This is a genomic window from Bradyrhizobium sp. BRP19, from assembly GCF_020194195.1.
Classification (GTDB): Bacteria; Pseudomonadota; Alphaproteobacteria; order Rhizobiales; family Xanthobacteraceae; genus Bradyrhizobium; species Bradyrhizobium yuanmingense.
In genome coordinates this window covers 728,466-747,512 of record NZ_JADYVZ010000001.1, presented here as the reverse complement: position 1 = coordinate 747,512, position 19,047 = coordinate 728,466, and the positions used below count along the sequence as shown (strand labels likewise).

At 64.4% G+C, this 19,047-nt stretch carries 18 protein-coding genes; 14 read left to right on the top strand and 4 right to left on the bottom strand.

Going from position 1 to position 19,047, the window contains the following annotated elements; genetic code table 11:
• Positions 1 to 130: 130 nt before the first annotated feature.
• The 8 genes from secY to I6F36_RS03550 all read left to right on the top strand — a co-directional run bounded on the left by secY (position 131) and on the right by I6F36_RS03550 (position 7,301).
• Entirely contained in the window at positions 131 to 1,462 is a 1,332-nt protein-coding gene (gene secY / locus I6F36_RS03585) for a preprotein translocase subunit SecY (RefSeq protein ID WP_036011045.1), read from the top strand.
• The gene (locus I6F36_RS03580) at positions 1,459 to 2,670 is read left to right on the top strand and encodes a preprotein translocase subunit SecY (RefSeq protein ID WP_225171031.1); all 1,212 of its coding nucleotides are present in this window, start codon (positions 1,459 to 1,461) and stop codon (positions 2,668 to 2,670) included. Before secY ends, I6F36_RS03580 begins: the two co-directional genes overlap by 4 nt.
• Entirely contained in the window at positions 2,667 to 3,536 is an 870-nt protein-coding gene (locus I6F36_RS03575) for an adenylate kinase (RefSeq protein ID WP_225132595.1), read from the top strand. The genes I6F36_RS03580 and I6F36_RS03575 overlap by 4 nt, the downstream gene beginning before the upstream one ends.
• 186 nt (positions 3,537 to 3,722) lie before the next feature.
• The gene (gene rpsM, locus I6F36_RS03570) at positions 3,723 to 4,091 is read left to right on the top strand and encodes a 30S ribosomal protein S13 (RefSeq protein WP_008549231.1); all 369 of its coding nucleotides are present in this window, start codon (positions 3,723 to 3,725) and stop codon (positions 4,089 to 4,091) included.
• 131 nt (positions 4,092 to 4,222) lie between these two features.
• Positions 4,223 to 4,612 (top strand): 30S ribosomal protein S11, encoded by a 390-nt coding sequence (rpsK, locus tag I6F36_RS03565; RefSeq protein ID WP_007603045.1) that lies wholly within the window; start codon positions 4,223 to 4,225, stop codon positions 4,610 to 4,612.
• 114 nt (positions 4,613 to 4,726) lie between these two features.
• Positions 4,727 to 5,758, top strand: a complete 1,032-nt coding sequence (locus tag I6F36_RS03560; RefSeq protein ID WP_036011050.1) for a DNA-directed RNA polymerase subunit alpha — start codon at positions 4,727 to 4,729, stop codon at positions 5,756 to 5,758.
• Positions 5,759 to 5,906: 148 nt separating this feature from the next.
• Complete coding sequence (rplQ, locus tag I6F36_RS03555) at positions 5,907 to 6,323, top strand: 50S ribosomal protein L17 (RefSeq protein WP_025036979.1); 417 nt, start codon at positions 5,907 to 5,909, stop codon at positions 6,321 to 6,323.
• 189 nt (positions 6,324 to 6,512) lie between these two features.
• Positions 6,513 to 7,301 (top strand): SDR family NAD(P)-dependent oxidoreductase, encoded by a 789-nt coding sequence (locus tag I6F36_RS03550; RefSeq protein WP_225132594.1) that lies wholly within the window; start codon positions 6,513 to 6,515, stop codon positions 7,299 to 7,301.
• A gap of 14 nt (positions 7,302 to 7,315) precedes the next feature.
• Here I6F36_RS03550 and I6F36_RS03545 read toward each other — a convergent pair whose 3' ends face one another.
• The 3 genes from I6F36_RS03545 to I6F36_RS03535 all read right to left on the bottom strand — a co-directional run bounded on the left by I6F36_RS03545 (position 7,316) and on the right by I6F36_RS03535 (position 10,917).
• Positions 7,316 to 8,293: a tripartite tricarboxylate transporter substrate binding protein gene (locus tag I6F36_RS03545; protein ID WP_225132593.1), complete on the bottom strand. Its 978-nt coding sequence runs from the start codon at positions 8,291 to 8,293 to the stop codon at positions 7,316 to 7,318.
• 26 nt (positions 8,294 to 8,319) lie between these two features.
• Complete coding sequence (locus I6F36_RS03540; RefSeq protein ID WP_225132791.1) at positions 8,320 to 9,813, bottom strand: amidase; 1,494 nt, start codon at positions 9,811 to 9,813, stop codon at positions 8,320 to 8,322.
• Between the two features lie 90 nt (positions 9,814 to 9,903).
• Positions 9,904 to 10,917 carry a zinc-binding alcohol dehydrogenase family protein gene (locus I6F36_RS03535; protein ID WP_225132592.1) on the bottom strand — a complete coding sequence of 338 codons (1,014 nt, stop codon included), beginning with the start codon at positions 10,915 to 10,917 and terminating at the stop codon, positions 9,904 to 9,906.
• Positions 10,918 to 11,040: 123 nt separating this feature from the next.
• Here I6F36_RS03535 and I6F36_RS03530 point away from each other — a divergent pair, with 123 nt between their 5' ends.
• On the top strand, positions 11,041 to 11,415 hold the full coding sequence (locus I6F36_RS03530; protein WP_057029641.1) for a helix-turn-helix domain-containing protein: 375 nt from the start codon (positions 11,041 to 11,043) through the stop codon (positions 11,413 to 11,415).
• Between the two features lie 159 nt (positions 11,416 to 11,574).
• Here I6F36_RS03530 and I6F36_RS03525 read toward each other — a convergent pair whose 3' ends face one another.
• Positions 11,575 to 13,188, bottom strand: a complete 1,614-nt coding sequence (locus I6F36_RS03525; protein ID WP_074448164.1) for an OprO/OprP family phosphate-selective porin — start codon at positions 13,186 to 13,188, stop codon at positions 11,575 to 11,577.
• A 312-nt stretch (positions 13,189 to 13,500) separates the two neighbouring features.
• On the opposite strand from I6F36_RS03525, the gene I6F36_RS03520 reads away from it, so the two are divergent.
• The 5 genes from I6F36_RS03520 (at position 13,501) to I6F36_RS03500 (ending at position 19,039) form a co-directional block, all read left to right on the top strand.
• Positions 13,501 to 14,907, top strand: coding sequence for a DegQ family serine endoprotease (locus I6F36_RS03520; RefSeq protein WP_036027581.1), 1,407 nt, complete (start codon positions 13,501 to 13,503; stop codon positions 14,905 to 14,907).
• The gene (locus I6F36_RS03515; RefSeq protein ID WP_057029642.1) at positions 14,904 to 16,238 is read left to right on the top strand and encodes a replication-associated recombination protein A; all 1,335 of its coding nucleotides are present in this window, start codon (positions 14,904 to 14,906) and stop codon (positions 16,236 to 16,238) included. Before I6F36_RS03520 ends, I6F36_RS03515 begins: the two co-directional genes overlap by 4 nt.
• Positions 16,239 to 16,304: 66 nt before the next feature.
• Complete coding sequence (locus I6F36_RS03510; protein ID WP_057029643.1) at positions 16,305 to 16,622, top strand: HigA family addiction module antitoxin; 318 nt, start codon at positions 16,305 to 16,307, stop codon at positions 16,620 to 16,622.
• Positions 16,619 to 17,833, top strand: a complete 1,215-nt coding sequence (locus I6F36_RS03505) for an RluA family pseudouridine synthase (protein ID WP_225132591.1) — start codon at positions 16,619 to 16,621, stop codon at positions 17,831 to 17,833. The genes I6F36_RS03510 and I6F36_RS03505 overlap by 4 nt, the downstream gene beginning before the upstream one ends.
• A gap of 414 nt (positions 17,834 to 18,247) precedes the next feature.
• Entirely contained in the window at positions 18,248 to 19,039 is a 792-nt protein-coding gene (locus tag I6F36_RS03500; protein ID WP_225132590.1) for an ATP12 family chaperone protein, read from the top strand.
• Positions 19,040 to 19,047 lie beyond the last annotated feature (8 nt).

The window sequence follows — 19,047 nt, the reverse complement described above, 5'->3', positions numbered from 1 at the left end:
CGGCGCGCGGGCCTTTACGCATGCGGGACGTGGACTTATCGAAGCCGAGCCCCAGATAATGTCCGGCGTCCGCTAATTCAGCCCGGCCGCGGGCATCAACGGCGCAACAGGCGGCGGGAGAAAGTCCAAGATGGTCTCTGCAGCGGAACAACTGGCAGCCAATCTCAATTTCGGTGCGTTTGCCAAGGCCGACGAACTGAAGAAGCGCATCTGGTTCACCCTGGGTGCGCTGCTCGTTTATCGGCTCGGGACCTACATTCCGCTGCCCGGCATTGACCCGAGCGCCTGGGAACAGGTGTTCCGCTCGCAGGCCGGCGGCATCCTCGGCATGTTCAACATGTTCGCCGGCGGCGGCATCAACCGCATGGCGATCTTCGCGCTGAACATCATGCCGTATATCTCGGCCTCGATCATCATCCAGCTGTTGACCACAGTGTCGCCGCAGCTCGAAGCGCTGAAAAAGGAAGGCGAAGCCGGCCGCAAGACGCTGAATCAGTATACCCGCTATCTCACGGTGATCCTGGCCGCGTTCCAGTCCTACGGCATCGCGGTAGGACTTCAGGGCGCCGGCAATGTCGTCAGCGAACCTGGACTGTTTTTCCTGCTCTCGACCTCTATCACGCTGACCGGCGGCACCATGTTCCTGATGTGGCTCGGCGAGCAGATCACCTCGCGCGGCATCGGCAACGGCATTTCGCTGATCATTCTGGCCGGCATCGTCGCCGAGTTGCCCGCGGCACTCGCCGGCATGCTCGAGCTCGGCCGTCAGGGCGCGATGTCGACCGGCCTGATCCTGGTCGTCATCATCATGGCCGTCGTCGTGATCGCCTTCATCGTCTTCATGGAGCGCGCCCAGCGCCGCCTCTTGATCCAGTATCCGAAGCGCCAGGTCGGCAACAAGATGTTCGAGGGCCAGTCCTCGCATCTGCCGCTCAAGCTCAACACCTCCGGCGTGATCCCGCCGATCTTCGCATCCTCACTGCTCCTCTTGCCGACGACGGTTGCGAACTTCAACACGGGCAGCGGGCCGGAATGGTTCCAGTGGATCACCACACAGCTCGGCCATGGCCGTCCGCTGTTCCTGATCATGTATCTGGCGCTGATCGTGTTCTTCGCCTTCTTTTACACCGCGATCGTGTTCAACCCGACCGAGACCGCGGACAATCTGAAGAAGCACGGCGGTTTCATTCCCGGCATTCGCCCGGGCGAACGCACCGCGGAATACATCGACTATGTGCTGTCGCGCATCACCGTGCTGGGTGCGATTTATCTCGCCATCGTCTGCTTGATCCCGGAAATCCTGATCTCCTACGCTTCGGTGCCGTTCTATTTCGGCGGCACCTCGCTGCTGATCGTCGTCAGCGTCACCATGGACACGGTGGCGCAGGTCCAGGGCTATCTGCTGGCGCACCAGTATGAAGGTCTGATCCGCAAGTCCAAGCTGCGGGGCCGCCGTAGATGAGCAGGGAGCTCGCGCGCCGAATCGCTTTCACGATCGGCGCGCTGCTCCTTTTCAGGCTCGGCACGCAGATCCCGATTGCGGGACTGAATCTCTCCGACGTCTCGCCGGCGCTGGATCTCGTCTCCCGGCTTTCGATCTTTGCGCTCGGCCTCATTCCCTATCTGACTGCGTCAATCTTGATCCGGCTGCTGTCCATGGTCTGGCGCGGCCTGAGTTCGCTCGAACGATCCGGCGAGGGCGGACGGCGTAAGATCGCACGTGCCACGCTCGGGCTCACACTCGGAATTGCGGCCTTTCAGGCCTACGGCATCGCCTCGGCACTGACGTCGATCCCGGGCCTCGTCAAAAATCCCGACGGCTGGTTCGTGACGACGGCTACGGCCTCGATGGTCGGCGGCGTCGTCGTGCTGGTGTGGCTCAGCGAACAGATGACCCGCTACGGCATCGGCAATGGCTTGGCGCTGATCTTCAGTGCCGGCTTCATCGTTGCCGTTCCGCAAAACATTGCCGGTATCGGGGATCTCGTGCGGAGCGGGACGATCTCGGGCAATCTTGTGCTCGGCCATGTCGTGTTTTGGATCGCGATCGTCGTCGTGATCGTGCTTGTCGAAGGTGCGCGGCGAAATATCCGGGTCCAGTTCGCAGCACAAAGCGTCGGTACGCGGCAACTGCCTGTGCGCGATGCAGTACTGCCGATCAAGCTCAACAGCGCCGGGTTCGTGATTCCCGTCACCGTGGCGCCGTGGATATTCTATCTGCCGCTTGCCTTTGCGGGCTTCATCCTGGGAGGCGATCATCCCCTGGTTGCCGCAACCTACCGGCATCTCCAGCTGGGGCAGCCGGCGCACCTCATTCTCGTGTCGATCGCCGTGTTCGTGCTCGCCTTCGTCTACACTGCTTATGTGATCGATCCCGAATACACCGCCAAATCCCTGACCCGCCATGAGGGCGCAATTCCCGGTGTCGCTCCCGGCGAGGCCACCGCGGACTATCTCGATCGCGTCGTGTCATTGACGACAGTCGTCGGAGCCGTCTACCTGACGGCGTTGCAGTTGATTCCGGAGGTGTTCGAGCTTTACGGGATCGGGCTGCCTTATAGTATGGTCGTCAATGGTGGTGCAGTGCTGGTTGTGGTTTGCACCGTTCTTGATATCAAAACGCAGGTGCGCGAGGTGTCGCTCACCAATCCGGGGGGCGTACGCCGATGAGAATTATACTTCTGGGACCGCCGGGGTCGGGCAAGGGGACCCAGGCCCAGCTCCTGGTGCAGCGCTATGGCATCGTCCAGCTCTCGACTGGCGAGATGCTGCGTGCCGCGGTTGCGGCCGGCACCCCGGTCGGGTTGAAGGCCAAGGAGATCATGGCGAGCGGCGGCCTCGTGCCCGATGACGTCGTGGTGGGAATCATTTCCGACCGCATCGAGCAGCCGGACGCCAAGAGCGGTTTCATCCTCGACGGTTTCCCCCGCACCGTGCCGCAGGCCGAGGCGCTGGACGAGCTGCTCAAGCGCAAGCACCTCAAGCTGGACGCCGTGATCGAGCTCCGGGTCAATGAGAGTGCGCTTCTGAGCCGCGTCGAGACCCGCGTCGCCCAAATGCGGGAGCGCGGCGAGGAGGTCCGGCTCGACGATACCCCGGAGGTCCTGACCAAGCGGCTGGCCAGCTATCGCAGCCAGACGGAACCGCTGATTCACTACTATTCCGAGCGGCGGAAGCTCTCGACCATCGACGGCATGATGACCATCGACGAGGTCACCCGCGCCATCCATCGCCAGCTGCTGGCTCTGGGGGCGATCGAGCCCAAGACGCATGCCCGGAGCGCCGCCAAGGCGGCGCCGGCTAAAAAGGCCCAAGCGGGGAAGAAGGCGGCGGCAAGGCCGGCAAAAACGGCCAAAAAGGGCGTCAAATCGGCTAAAAAGGCCGCCAAATCGGCGGTGAAAGGCCCAAAGAAGGCGGCCAAGAAAGCCTCCAAGAAAGCCACCAAGAAAACCGTCAAGAAAGCAGCCAAGAAGTCGGTCAAAAAGGGTGCCAAAAAGGCCGCAAAAAAGGTCACGAAAAAGCGAGCCAAGCGCTAGCAGCGGTTGACGAAAGCCCCCGGAATCCCTTAATAAGCCCGCATCCAAGTCGGATAGTTTCAGACGATGCCGGGCCCCAGGAAGACCGGGGGTGGGCGTCGTGTTCGCGTTTGTGAACACCTGCCCGAGAAAGCAAGCACTTAAAGCCCGATCCCTGACGAGGGATCGGCAACAGGAGAGAAGGCCGTGGCCCGTATTGCCGGCGTGAACATTCCCACCAACAAGCGCGTGCTGATCGCGCTCCAGTACATCCATGGCATCGGCCAGAAGATCGCTGGTGAGATCCTCGAGAAGGTGAAGATCCCCGTGGATCGTCGCGTCAATCAGCTCAGCGACGCCGAAGTGCTCCAGATCCGCGAAGTGATCGACCGCGACTATCTCGTCGAGGGCGACCTGCGTCGTGAGGTCGGCATCAACATCAAGCGTCTGATGGACCTCGGCTGCTATCGCGGCCTGCGTCATCGTCGCGGTCTGCCGGTGCGCGGTCAGCGGACCCACACCAATGCGCGCACGCGCAAGGGCCCGGCCAAGGCCATCGCCGGCAAGAAGAAGTAAACTGGCGAATTGGACGTGGCGAGTGGCGAGTAGGGGGCTTCCCTATTCGCCACTCGCTACTCGCTATTCGCTTCCATAGGTGTAGCCGCTGGCATTACGGCGGCGTTTGAGATCTTCAGGAAAGGGACTCAATGGGCAAGGAAGCCACCCGCGTTCGTCGTCGTGAGCGCAAGAACATCGCCTCCGGCGTCGCGCATGTGAACTCGTCGTTCAACAACACGACCATCACCATCACCGACGCGCAGGGCAATACGATCGCCTGGTCCTCGGCCGGCACGATGGGCTTCAAGGGCTCGCGCAAGTCGACCCCGTATGCCGCGCAGGTTGCCGCCGAGGACGTGTCCAAGAAGGCGCAGGAGCACGGCATGCGCACGCTGGAAGTCGAGGTCGCCGGTCCCGGTTCGGGCCGCGAATCGGCGCTCCGCGCGCTCCAGGCTGCCGGCTTCACCGTCACCTCGATCCGCGACGTGACCACGATCCCGCACAACGGCTGCCGTCCCCGCAAGCGTCGGCGCGTTTGATTTTGACGAGCTGCGGGCGCGTCGGCGCCCGCGGCGACTTTGCAAGAAGCCGCGGGAATGATCTGCGGCCTTTCTCCAACGCCAGTATTTGCACCGTCAAATTGACTGGCCTGTATGGGTGAAACAGTGACGATCCAGAAAAATTGGCAAGAACTGATTCGGCCGAACAAGCTCCAGGTCACGCCCGGCAGCGATTCCTCGCGTTTCGCGACCATCGTCGCCGAGCCGCTCGAGCGTGGCTTCGGCCAGACCCTCGGCAATGCGCTGCGCCGCATCCTGCTCTCCTCGCTCCAGGGCGCGGCGGTGCAGTCGGTGCACATCGACGGCGTGCTGCACGAGTTCTCCTCGATCGCGGGCGTCCGTGAGGACGTCACCGACATCGTGCTCAACATCAAGGACATCTCGATCAAGATGCAGGGCGAGGGCCCCAAGCGCATGGTCGTGAAGAAGCAGGGCCCGGGTGTCGTCACCGCGGGCGACATTCAGACGGTCGGCGATGTGGTCGTGCTCAACCCCGATCTGCAGATCTGCACGCTCGACGAGGGCGCCGAGATCCGCATGGAGTTCACGGTCTCGACCGGCAAGGGCTACGTGCCCGCCGAGCGCAACCGTCCCGAGGATGCGCCGATCGGCCTGATCCCGGTCGACAGCCTGTACTCGCCGGTCCGCAAGGTCTCCTACAAGGTCGAGAACACCCGCGAGGGCCAGATCCTCGACTACGACAAGCTGACCATGACGATCGAGACCAACGGCGCGATCACGCCGGATGACTCGGTGGCCTACGCCGCCCGCATCCTGCAGGATCAGCTCAACGTGTTCGTCAACTTCGAAGAGCCGCGCAAGGAAGTCGCCCAGGAGATCATCCCGGACCTCGCCTTCAACCCGGCCTTCCTCAAGAAGGTGGACGAGCTCGAGCTGTCGGTGCGTTCGGCCAACTGCCTGAAGAACGACAACATCGTCTACATCGGCGACCTCGTGCAGAAGAGCGAGGCGGAAATGCTCCGCACCCCGAACTTCGGCCGCAAGTCGCTGAACGAGATCAAGGAAGTGCTGGCCCAGATGGGTCTGCACCTCGGCATGGAAGTGCCGGGCTGGCCGCCGGAGAACATCGACGAGCTCGCCAAGCGCTTCGAGGATCATTACTGAGCGAATGGCGAGTAGGGAGTGGCGAGTAGGGGAAGAAGATCTATTCGCTACTCACCATTCGCCACTCGCGGCCTAGGGCGAACGCAGGAAGCCCACCTGAAAACCAGTCGCTGAACCACCGCGACACAATCGAAGAAGGACTACACACATGCGTCACGGCAAGGTTCATCGGAAGCTCAACCGCACGGCCGAGCACCGCAAGGCGATGTTCGCCAACATGGCGGCCGCGCTGATCAAGCACGAGCAGATCGTCACCACGCTGCCCAAGGCCAAGGAGCTTCGCCCGATCGTCGAGAAGCTCGTCACCCTCGGCAAGAAGGGCGGCCTGTCGCTGCGCCGTCAGGCCATCTCCGAGCTGCGCGACGTCGATATGGTCAAGAAGCTCTTCGATACGCTCGCGACCCGCTACAAGGACCGCCAGGGTGGCTACACCCGCATCATCAAGGCGGGCTTCCGCTACGGCGACAACGCCGCGATGGCCGTGATCGAGTTCGTCGATCGCGACGTCGACGCCAAGGGCCAGGATTCCGGCCCGGTGCAGGAGAAGGAAGCCGAGGCGGCGTAAAGCCCGACCGGCATGACGTTTCAAAAGCGGCGCCTTCGGCGCCGCTTTTTTGTTGGAACGGTCGGGTGGACAAAGGCGCGCTCTTGGCGCGCCGTGCCCACCATTCACGCTCCTCACGCGTCGGTGAGCCCCGATTGCAGCTGAGGGAGCCGCTTCCGATATCTCCATCCGCATCCATGGAGATATCGCATGAAGATCGACCTTTCCGGAAAAACCGCCCTCGTCACCGGCTCGACCGCCGGCATCGGCCACGCCATCGCCAGGGGCCTCGCCGGCTCCGGCGCCAGCGTCGTCATCAACGGCCGCGGACAGGACAAAGTCGATGCGGCGGTGCGCAGGTTGGAAGGGACGGGCGCCAAGGTCCGCGGCATCGCGGCCGACGTCTCGACCGCGGCAGGCTGCAAGGCGCTCGTTGCGGCGCTGCCCGAGGTCGACATCCTCATCAACAATGCCGGCATCTTCGAGCCCAAGGATTTCTTCGACATCTCCGACGAGGACTGGAGCCGATTCTTCGAGGTGAATGTGATGAGCGGCGTGCGCCTATCGCGCGCCTACATGAAGGGCATGCTCGCGCGCAATTGGGGCCGCATCGTCTTCATCTCCTCGGAATCTGGGCTCAACATTCCCGTCGAGATGATCCACTACGGCATGACCAAGACGGCCCAGCTTTCGGTCGCGCGCGGCCTGGCGCAGCTCACCAGCGGCACCGGCGTTACCGTCAATTCCGTGCTGCCGGGCCCGACCATGTCGGAGGGCGTCGAGACGTTCGTCAAGGATCTCGCCAGGCAGAACGGCCAGTCCGTGGACGAAGCCGCCGCCAACTTCGTCAAGCAGCACCGCCCGAGCTCGCTGCTGCAACGCTTCGCCAGCGTCGACGAGATCGCCAACATGGTGGTCTATGTCGCCTCGAAGGAGGCATCCGCCACCAACGGTGCAGCGCTGCGCGCCGAGGGTGGCATCGTCAACACGATCGCCTGAGGGGAAGCGATCGGCTACTCGTCTTTGATGCCGGCCTTCTGCGCGATGTCCTTCATCTCGACCGTCTCTTTGGTCACCGCACCGGCCCAGTCGTCAAAGCGCGCGAAGCGGGGCTCGAAGCCGACCTTGACGAAGCGCTCCACAACGGAGGGGCTGTTGATGACCTCCTCCAGCGTCGCCGTGAGCTTGTCGCGAACCGGTGGCGGCAGTCCCTTGGGCGCGACCACCGCGCCCCACGACGAGAAGTCGATAGCGGGATAGCCGAGCTCTGCCAATGTCGGTACGTCGGGCAGGAATGGTGTGCGCTGGCTGGAGAATACGGCCATCACCTTCACGGCGCCGGCCTCGATCTGCGGCTTCGCGGCGATCACCGTGTCGACATGATACTGGATGTGCTTGCCGATGAGATCGTTCATCGCCGGCGCGCTGCCCTTGTAGGGCAGGTGAACCATCTTGATTCCGGCATTCGACTTGAACAACTCGCCGGCGAAATGCGACACCGTCGCGACGCCGAAGGAGGCCAGCGACAGCTTGTCCGGATTAGCCTTTGCCTCCGCGACGAGCGCAGGCAGATCCTTGACCGGATTGTCCTTATAGGTGACCAGCGCCAGGGTGATCTTGCCGACCCGGCCGAGCGGCTCGAAATCCTTGGCCGCATCGTACGGAACGTTCTCCTTCACGGCGGCCGGCAAGGTGAAGCTCGAATTCGAGCTGAAGAACAGGGTGTACCCGTCGGGGGCCGCGCGCGCGACCTCCTTGGCCGCGATCGTGGTGCCCCCGCCGGGACGGTTCATGATGATGACGGGCTTGCCGAGCCGCGCTTCGAGCTCGCCGCCGATGATGCGGGCCACCACGTCCGAGGCTCCGCCCGGTGGGAACGGGACGATCAATTGCAGGGATTTCTCGGGATAGGCCGATTGCGCGGTTGCGAGCGAGTTGACGCTGATCGAGCCGATCGCGGCGAGCGCTAGCGTCAGGAGCGTTGTTTTCATCGTGTCGTTTTTCCGCGGTTGAGGTTTCAATCGAAGGCTAGAAATCCCGGCTTGTCCGCAATCGGCGGCTGCCCGGCAAGCCACGCAATGTCGGGAACGGGGCGGGCGGTATCCGAATTGGCGGCGAGCACCGCTTCGATTTCGCGCGCGACCGCGAGCGTTAAGAGATCGCCGCCGCGCGGGCCGATCACCTGGATGCCGAACGGCAGGCCGGCGCCGTCGCATCCGGCGGGGATTGCGACGGTGGGATGGCCGACATTGGTGACGGCATAGGCGAGCGCGAGCCAGTGGAAGTAGCTCTTGGTCGGGCGACCGTCGATCTCGGCTGGATAGAGCTCCGACCAGGGCCGTGGGCTGATGGTGACCGCAGGCGCGACGATGAAATCGTGATCCGCGTAGAAGGTCTGCCAGCGCCGGTAAAGGTCGGTCTGCATCGAGAGCGCACGCGCCACGTCGGCAGCGGAATAGCCAAGCCCCTCCGCAACATTGTCGCGAACGTTGGGCCCTACCTTGTCCGGAAACTTCTCCACGAGTTCGCGGTGGCGGCCGAGGAATGCGACCGCGCGGAGAATGCTGAACACTTCGTCAGCGCCGGTGCAATCAGGATGAGCCCATTCGACTTTGCGAAACACCGTTTCGAACGAGTTGAGCTTCTGTCTGAAGGCGCGGGCGACCGCCCCCTCGGTCGGCGCAAAGCCGAAATCGCTGGTTGCCGCAATGCGGAGCGCGGAGAGATCGACGCGCGGCGGATTGCGATAAAGCGCCGGCGAAGGCACACCGCCGGCATGAAGGATCGCCGACAATGGATCGCGGGCGTCACGATCCAACATGCAGGACAGCATCAGGCAAACGTCGGGCACGGTTCTCGCCATCGGCCCGAGCTGCGAGATCTGCAGCCAGGCCATGTTGCGGCTGTTGCTGGCGATCAGTCCGGGCGAGGGCCGGAAGCCGACCACGCCGCAAAAGGATGCCGGATTCCGCACCGAGCCGCCGGTATCGGATCCGGTCGCGAGCGGCACCATGCCAGTGGCGAGCGCGACGGCCGATCCCCCCGACGAACCGGCGGCGGATCGATTGGGATCGAAGGGATTGCCGGTCGCGCCATATACGGCGTTGCGCGTATTGCCGCCGGCGCCCCATTCCGGCACATTCGTCTTGCCGATGACGATCGCTCCCTCGCGCTTGAGCATCGCGACGATGGCCTCGTCCTGCCTGGCGACATTGTCCGCGAACAGCACGCTGCCGAAGCTGGTCGGCAACCCCTCCGCATCGATCAGGTCTTTGACACCGAGCGGCAGCCCATGCACGGCGCCGAGGGTCTCACCGCGCATCACGGCGGCCTCGCGCTCGCGCGCCGTCTTGCGCGCGGTTTCGAACGAGCGCGCAACGACGGCATTGACCGCTGGATCGACCGCTTCGATGCGGCGGATGCAGCTATCCGTGAGCTCGACGGGGGAAAGCTTGCGTTGGCCGATCAGCGTGCGTGCAGCGACCGCTGACAGGTCGCATGGTTCGGTCATCATCAATCTGCTTGTTGCTGGTCCCGGCGGGCGGGGGGTCGGCCCTCTTGTCCGGGACCGCAGACGCATGATGCATCAATCGTGCCAAGCCTACCATCCCTCCAGCACGATCTTGCCGCGCGACTTGCCGCTCTCCAGCAGCGCCTGCGCGCGCTTGAGGTTGGCTGCGTTGATTGTGCCGAAGGTCCGGTCGAGCGTGGTGCGCAACACGCCCTTGTCGATGAGGTCAGCGACATCATTGAGCAGATGATGCTGCGCGATCATGTCAGGGGTCTGGAACGAGGAGCGCGTGAACATCGATTCCCAGTGCACCGAGATTGCCTTGCCCTTGAATGCGGCAATCGTGAACTCCGGAGGATCATCGATCAGGCCGAACTTGCCCTGCGGTGCCATGAATTCCGCAATCGCCTTGTAGTGCTGGTCGGTAAAGGTGAGGCTGGCCACGAGTGCGACCGGCGGCAGGTTCAGTTTCTCGATCTGCTCCTTCATCGGCTTGCCATGGTCGATCACCGCATGCGCGCCGAGATCGAGGCACCATTTCTGCGACTCCGGCCGTGTCGCGGTGGCGAGCACCGTCAGCCCGGTGAGGCGGCGGGCGAGCTGGATCAGGATCGAGCCGACGCCGCCGGCGCCGCCCGTGATCAAGAGGGTACGCGGATCGACGCTCTTGCCCGGCACCGCACCGAGCCGGTCGAACAGTAGCTCCCAGGCGGTGATCGAGGTGAGGGGAAGAGCGGCGGCTTGGGCGAACGACAGGCTCTTCGGTTTGGCGCCGACGATGCGCTCGTCGACCAGATGGAATTCGGCGTTGGTGCCCTGGCGCAGGATCGAGCCCGCGTAGAACACCTCGTCCCCTGGCTTGAACAGCGTGACCTCAGACCCGACCGCATCGACCACGCCGGCCGCGTCATAGCCGAGGATCTTGGTCTCGCCCTCGGGCGGGGCGGCGCGCTTGCGCACTTTGTAGTCGACCGGATTGGCCGAGATCGCTTTCACCGCGACGCGGATGTCGCGCCCTTTGGGGTCGGGTTTAGCGGTCTCGAAATCGAACAGTGATTCCGCGTCCTCGATCGGAAGCGATTTCTTGTAGCCGACGGCTTTCATGGCGTGTCTCCATCAGATGGCTTTGTTCGCCCGCTGCCCTAACTGTCGCTCTGGCTCCGATTTGGCAAGTACTGTAAATTTGGGGATATAGTCCCTGTTTGGATACTATTGGGAAAAGGCCGCATGAAACGCCGTAATTTCGCCCGCCGTCCAGGCTGCTCGGTCGAGGCGACGCTGGACCTGATCGACGGCAAGTGGAAGGGCGTGATCCTCTACCATCTGCAGAGCGGCACCCAGCGCTTCGGCGAATTGCGCCGCCGGATGCCTGGCATCACCCAGCGCATGCTGACGAAGCAGCTGCGCGCGCTGGAGGAAGACAAGCTCGTCATCCGCAAGGTCTATGCCGAGGTGCCGCCGCGCGTGGAGTATTGCCTGTCCGAGCTGGGCGAGAGCCTGAGGCCCGTGATCGACATCCTGAAGGCCTGGGGCGAGAGCCACCAGGAGCGGTTGTCCTGCGCGCCGCCGCCCGTGGTCGTGAAGAAGAAGCGCGCGGCGTGATTTGGAGAACACAGGCGGTGCGGTTCGTTACCTCTCCCCCACGGGGAGAGGTCGAATTGCGAAGCAATTCGGGTGAGGGGGCGCCGTCATCCTCGATGGAACGTAACCCCTCACCCGCGCCTTCGGCGCGACCTCTCCCAATGGGAGATGTGTAGAGTCTCAGAACGCGAACTGCGTACGCATCGCGACCGCGTCGAACTTCGAGCCGACGTCGGCGGTCGAGATCGGCGAGGCCTGTCGCGACACCGTGCCGTGCAGATAGTCGAGCATGAAGCGCACGTTGCCGTTGACGTACCAGTTGAGCGCGAGCGTATAGACGGTCTGCCGGCCGCCTGCGACGCCGCTCGCGGTCGCGAGCTGATCGTTGAGGTCGATCGTCGAGAACCGTCCTGCGATCTCCCACGCGCCCCAGCCGCCGCCGTCGAGCGAGAACGGGTGCGCCGGCTTGACGCCGCTATAGGCCGCGTTCGCCGCATTGTATGAGCGGCCTTCGCCGGTCAGCACATAGCCGGCCTGCGCGTAGCCGCCTTGGAATTTCAGGCTCGGTGCACCCGTCAGCGGCACGGCCGTGTTGGCGGTACGATCGACATTGTACCAGAAATACTCGCCCTGGACGATGAACGGACCGTAGGTCGCCGCCGCCTCGACGCTGTAGACCTGCGCGCCCGAGGCATTGGCGATAGCGCCGGTCGAGATCAGCGTGGTCGGGTCGAGACGCAATTCCGGACGATCGCTGAGCGTGACCGTCTGGGTGTTGGCGATGAGATTGCGCGGCGGCTGGATCAGCCATTGCGCATTGGCGCCGATATGCACCGAGTAGTCCTTGGTGCTGATCGGATTGCCGGCGACGCGCGCCACGGCACCATATTGCTCGCTGGTGCCGGGCGGCGCCGCGCTCGAGGCGGAATGGATCGCACCGGTCGTCGGTCCCGTGACATAGCCGCCGATCCAGAGCTGGTCGTTGAACCAGCGCGCACCGGCTGCGGAACGGAAGTCACCGGCGGCGATGTTGGTCGCGATCACGCCGGGCGAGGCGCGCTCCATGAACATGATGTCGTTGGAGCTCGTGGCTTCATCCATGGTGTAGGGCAGGTCCATGATGCCGGCCTCGATCGCCATCTTGCCGCCGAACGGCTTCAGGCCGGTATAGCTGATATAGGCGTTCTCGACGCCGGAGACGCCGCCGCCGGGCAGCGATCCCGGCGCGGCGCCGCCAAATCCGTCGGACGAGCCGCCGAAATCGTAGACCAGCGCGAAATTCCAATCGTGGAAGAACTTGCCGGTGACACCGATGCGCGCGCGGCGGACGTTCTGGCCGCTGTCGAGCTTTTGCGGCACGGTCGCCGCGGTGTTGGGACGATAGTCATAGCCGCCGACATCCCAATGCAGGCGGCTGGTGATGGCGACGCAGTTGGCCTGGTCGGCGGTGCAGATCGTCGGCCGGTTGTTCGGCATCGTCACGACGACGCCGGACGCCGGCGCCGGCCCCTTGACGGGGATTGCCGCGTTGGCATTGGCCACCGCGGCCTTTGCCTCCGCGCGCGCCTCGGCCTTTGCCTCTGCCTTGGCTTCGACTTTCGCCTTTGCTGCGGCTGCCGTGTTCGCCGCGGTCTGGCTCTGCAGCTTGTCGAGCTTCTGCTCGAGCATCTTCAACTGCTGCTTCAACAGCGCGATCTCCTGCTCGCTGCTGCTTGCCGACTGGGCCTGGGCCTGCGAGGCCGCCAGCGCGCCGGCGAGACCAATCGCGGTGGCCGCAATTCTTGTTCTGCTCACGTTACGCTCCATCATCTGACTGTTTTCCCCAAGTCGCGAACGGAGAGCCTAGGTGTGATCGATGACTGCCCCGCGACGCTGCGAGCGGTTGCGTCGGTTCCTACTGATGCAAATTCGCCGCAACCGAATCCGCCTCACACCACCATGCAAGATGACGCACATCATGCCAATCCGCCGCTGGGCAAATTGCCGATTCGCACGGCACCCTTGCATCCCGGACACGGCTTCGAGGCGGCCGAATATTGCCCTCCGGCGCTCTTCTATTGGGGGGCGAACGCGCCTATATTCCGGCGTCATTTCCAAGAGGTAGGAATGTTTCGAGCGACCTGGACTGCCGCCCTTACGGCGCTGTGCATAGCCTTTTCGGCCACCTTCAATCCGACTGCAGCGCAGGACCGTCGGGTCCCGTCGTCGCCGGCCGAGCTGCGGATGTCCTATGCGCCGATCGTGCAGCGGGTGCAGCCGGCGGTCGTCAACGTCTATGCCGCAAAGGTGGTGCAGAACCGCAATCCGCTACTGGACGATCCGATCTTCCGCCGCTTCTTCGGCGTGCCGGGCCAACAGCCCGAGCAGATGCAGCGCTCGCTCGGCTCCGGCGTCATCGTCGATGCCTCCGGCCTCGTCGTCACCAACGTCCACGTCATCGAGGGCGCCGACCAGGTGAAGGTGTCGCTGTCGGACAAGCGCGAGTTCGAGGCCGAGATCCTGCTCAAGGATTCCCGGACCGATCTCGCCGTGCTGCGCCTGAAGGACAGCAAGGAGAAGTTCCCGACGCTGGACTTCACCAATTCCGATGAGCTCTTGGTCGGCGACGTCGTGCTCGCGATCGGCAATCCGTTCGGCGTCGGCCAGACCGTGACCCAGGGTATCATTTCGGCGCTGGCGCGCACGCAAGTGGGCATCACCGACTATCAGTTCTTCATTCAGACCGATGCGGCGATCAACCCGGGCAATTCCGGCGGCGCGCTGGTCGACATGGGTGGCAAGCTCGCCGGCATCAATACCGCGATCTATTCGCGCTCCGGCGGCTCGCAAGGCATCGGCTTTGCGATTCCCGCCAACATGGTGCGCGTCGTCGTCGCCTCCGCCAAGAGCGGCGGCAAGGCGGTGAAGCGGCCCTGGCTCGGTGCGAAATTGCAGGCGGTGACGCCCGACATCGCCGAGAGCCTCGGCTTGCGCTCGCCGACCGGTGCGCTGGTCGCGAGCGTGGTGTCGAACGGTCCGGCGGCGAAAGCCGGCCTGAAATCCTCCGACCTCATCACCGGGATCGACGGCCAGATCGTGGATGATCCCAACGCCTTCGACTATCGCTTCGCAACCCGTCCGCTCGGCGGCACCGCGCAGCTCGACGTGCAGCGCGGCGGCAAGTCGGTGAAGCTCACGGTAGCGCTGGAGACCGCGCCCGACACCGGGCGCAACGAGCTCGTCGTCACCGCGCGTTCGCCGTTCCAGGGCGCGAAGGTTTCGACCATCACGCCGGCCGTCGCCGATGAGCTGCGTCTGGATGCCGACACCGAAGGCGTCGTGATCACCGATATCGGCGGCGATACCGCGGCTGCGAGTGTCGGCTTCCAGAAGGGCGACATCATCCTGGCCGTCAACAATCAGAAGATCAGCAAGACCGGCGACCTCGAGAAGGCTGCAGGTGAACGGGCACGGATCTGGCGCATCACGCTGGTGCGTGGTGGCCAGCAGATCAACGTCACGCTGGGCGGATGAGTCCGAAGCGACCAACGGAGACACCGACTCTCTTTGCTGCGGCGGGGCTCGATCACGATGCGCCGCATCCGCTGCCGGACCGGCTGCGCCCGCGTGCGCTGTCGGAGGTCGTCGGCCAGGATCACATCCTCGGCCCGGATGGTGCGCTGACGCGCATGCTGGAAACGCGCACGCTCGGCTCGCTGGTGTTCTGGGGCCCCCCCGGCACCGGCAAGACCACGGTGGCGCGGCTCCTGGCTGACGCGACGGATCTGCATTTTGAGCAGATCTCTGCGGTGTTCTCTGGCGTCGCCGACCTCAAGAAAGCGTTCGATGCCGCGCGCGCCCGTCGCGAGATGGGCAAGGGCACGCTGCTCTTCGTCGATGAGGTGCACAGATTCAACCGCGCCCAGCAGGACTCCTTTCTGCCGGTGATGGAAGACGGCACTGTCGTCATGGTCGGCGCCACCACCGAGAACCCGTCCTTCGAGCTCAATGCGGCGCTGCTCTCGCGTGCGCGCGTGCTGGTGTTTCGCTCGCTCGATGCCGCCGCGATCGAAAAGCTGTTCGTGCATGCCGAAGCCGTCGAGGGCAGGAAGCTGCCACTCGATGCGGAGGCGCGCGCGGTGCTGGTGCGCATGGCCGACGGCGATGGCCGTGCGTCGTTGACGCTCGCCGAAGAAGTCTGGCGTTCGGCGCGGGCGGACGAGATTTTCAATGCCGCGCAGCTGCAGGAGATTCTGCAGCGCCGCGCGCCGATCTACGACAAATCGGCCGACGGCCACTACAATCTCATCTCGGCGCTGCATAAATCGGTGCGCGGCTCCGATCCCGATGCCGCGCTGTATTACCTCGCGCGCATGCTGGACGCTGGCGAGGACCCGCTGTTCCTGGCCCGCCGCGTCGTGCGCATGGCGGTCGAGGACATCGGGCTGGCCGATCCGCAGGCGCTCGTCATCGCCAATGCCGCCAAGGACGCCTTCGACTTCCTCGGCCATCCCGAGGGCGAGCTCGCCATCGCCCAGGCCGTGGTCTATCTCGCCACCGCGCCGAAATCGAACGCGGTCTACACCGCCTTTGGCAGCGCGATGCAGGTCGCCAAGCAGGCCGGCTCGCTGCTACCGCCAAAGCACATCCTCAATTCCCCGACCAAGCTGATGAAGTCGGAAGGCTACGGCTCCGGCTACGCATACGACCACGACGCGCCGGACGCCTTCTCCGGCCAGGACTACTTCCCGGAGGCCCTGGGACGTCAGACCTTCTACGACCCGCCCGAGCGCGGTTTTGAACGCGAGATCAGGAAGCGGCTGGATTACTGGGCCAAGCTGCGCAAGGAGCGGGGCGGGACTTAGGGCTACAGGGCGTATATTTACGGTTTACGTAACGCGTAAATCTTGCTACTCGCCGGGGAAACTCCCATGGCTCATACACCAACACATCCCGGTGAGCATCTCGCCGAAGAACTGCGCGAACTCGGCATTTCGGCCGCAGAGCTGTCGCGTCAGATCGACGTACCTGTGAATCGCATCACCGGCATCATCAACGGGCAGCGCGGCATCACCGCCGACACGGCGTTGCGCCTGGGTCACTGGTTCGGCACCAGCCCGCAATTCTGGATGAACCTGCAACAGCAATATGAGCTGCGGCTGGCGGAGAAGGAGGTGGGCGCGCAGGTTGCGTCGCTGCCCCGCCGCGCCAATGCGCAGTCGACGCGAAAGCTTGGAAAAACCGCATGAGTCGCCGCATCAAGAGAATGAACCCAAAGCCGCGTTCGCGTGACGAGCGCGACGACTCGCGGGCGCATCAGGCGCGTGGCGCGAAGAAGGCCGGGCCGCGTCCGGGTGGCAAGCCCGGCGGGAAGCCGCCGCGCTTTGTCGGCGAGCGCGCCGAGCGGCGTCCGCCCAAAGCGGTCCAGGAGAGGCCTGCGCCTGAAAAGTCGGTCGAGGCGCTGCTGCCGACCAAGGTGCAGACCGTCACGGTCACGGCCGACGAGAACAACATGCGCGTTGACCGTTTCCTGGAAGCGCGCTTTCCCGGCCTGTCGTTCTCCCACATCCAGCGTGTCGTGCGCAAAGGCGAGCTGCGTGTCGACGGCAAGCGCGTCGACAGCAAAGACCGGCTGGAGGAGGGACAGAGCGTCCGCATCCCGCCGCTCAAGCTCGATGCGCCGAAGGTCGTCGGCGAGCTCTCGGAGGCCGCGCAGAAGACGCTGAAGGCGCTGAAGGAGATGACGATCTGGGAGGACGACGACGTCCTCGTCCTGAACAAGCCGGCCGGCCTTGCCGTGCAGGGTGGCTCGGGGATGACGCGGCACATCGACCAGATGCTGGAGGTGATGCGCGATGCCAAGGGCCAGAAGCCGCGTCTCGTCCACCGTATCGATCGCGAGACCTCGGGCTGTCTCCTGATCGCCAAGACGCGCTTCGCTGCCTCACACCTGACCGGCGCGTTCCGCTCGCGCTCGGCGCGAAAGGTCTATTGGGCCTTGGTGCCGGGCCTGCCGAAGCCGAAGCAGGGGCGCATCTCGACCTTCCTTGCGAAGGAGGAGGGCGAGGACGACACCATCATGCGCATCGCCCAGCATGGCGATGAGGGCGCCAGCCATGCGGTGACGTACTACGCCGTGGTCGAGACCGCCGGTAACAAGCTGACCTGGGTGTCGCTGAAGCCGGTGACGGGCCGCACCCACCAGCTGCGCGCCCACATGGCCCATATCGGTCATCCCATCGTCGGCGATCCCAAATATTTCAACATCGAGAACTGGCAGCTGCCCGGCGGCTTGCAGAACCGGCTGCATCTGCTCGCACGCCGGATCGTCATCCCGCATCCGCGCGGCGGCGTGATCGACGCCACCGCGCCGTTGCCGCCGCACATGCAGCAGTCGTGGAACCTGCTGGGTCTGGACGCAACCAGATTTGATCCGATCGAGAACGCGCCTGAAGAATAGTGAGGTTGAATAGGGGCGCCTGGCGCACGACATGTTCCCCCATGAGACGATTGTCGATCTGCTTTGCGCTCTTGGCTACTCTGTTGGTAGAGCCGGCCGCCCGCGCGCAATATGTCTCGCCGGACGCGCGCGGCTCGCTCCACCGCTGCCTGCGCCGCCACCGCCGCCGAAGATCGAGGTGCCCAAGGTTCCGCAGTTTGACGCGCCGCCGCGCTACAATTACCAGCCGCCCCCGCGCAATTCGTTCAGCGATCGCGTCACGAAATGTCTTCACGACGGCGCAGCCGCAGGACTGGGGCCGGCCGATCGCGGCACGTACGCGCGCATGTGTGCGAACTAGCAGCACTCCTGGTCCTACTGGCGAGGTCGTGACGACACTGGTAATTCGACTGACGACAGGAACAAAAAAACGACATGCGCGAATTGTTCGAAGAAGCAGCAAGGCAGCCTGCGCCTGATCCCCGGGAATCGGCGCGCGCGTCCGCGCGCACGCCGCTGCGCAAGCGCTTCTACAAGGAGGCCGGCGTCGTCGATGCCGAGGGCGGCTTCGCCATTACGCTCGACGGCAAGCCGATCCGTACGCCCTCCGGCCGCCAATTGGTGATCCCGACGCGCGCGCTCGCAGATAGTGTCGCCGCGGAATGGTCCGCCCAAGGCGAGGCGATCGATCCCGTGACCATGCCGTTGACGCGCATCGCCAACAGCGTGGTCGAGGGCGTTATCGATCGCGTCGAGCTCGTCAGCGACGACCTCGCCAAATATTTCGAGTCTGACCTGCTGTTCTATCGTGCCGGCCATCCTGAGGGACTGGTCGCCCGGGAGGCCGCGCATTGGGATCCTGTGCTGTCCTGGGCGGCGCAGACGCTGGGTGCGCATTTCATCCTGTCCGAAGGCGTCATGCACGTGAAGCAGCCGGACGAGGCGGTGAAGGCCGCACGGGCCGCGCTGCCCGGCGACCCCTGGTCGGTCGCCGCGCTCCACATGGTGACCACCCTGACCGGATCGGCGCTGCTCGCGCTGGCGCTGGACCAGGACGTGCGCGATGCCGACCAGGTCTGGGCCGCCGCCCATGTCGACGAGGACTGGAACGTCGAGCAATGGGGCTTGGACGAGGAGGCGGCCGCCCGCCGCGCCGCCCGCCTGAAGGATTTCCAGGCCGCTGCGACGGTTCTGGCGGCGGTGAAGCCGCCGGCCGTGCCAGGTTAACGAGAGGT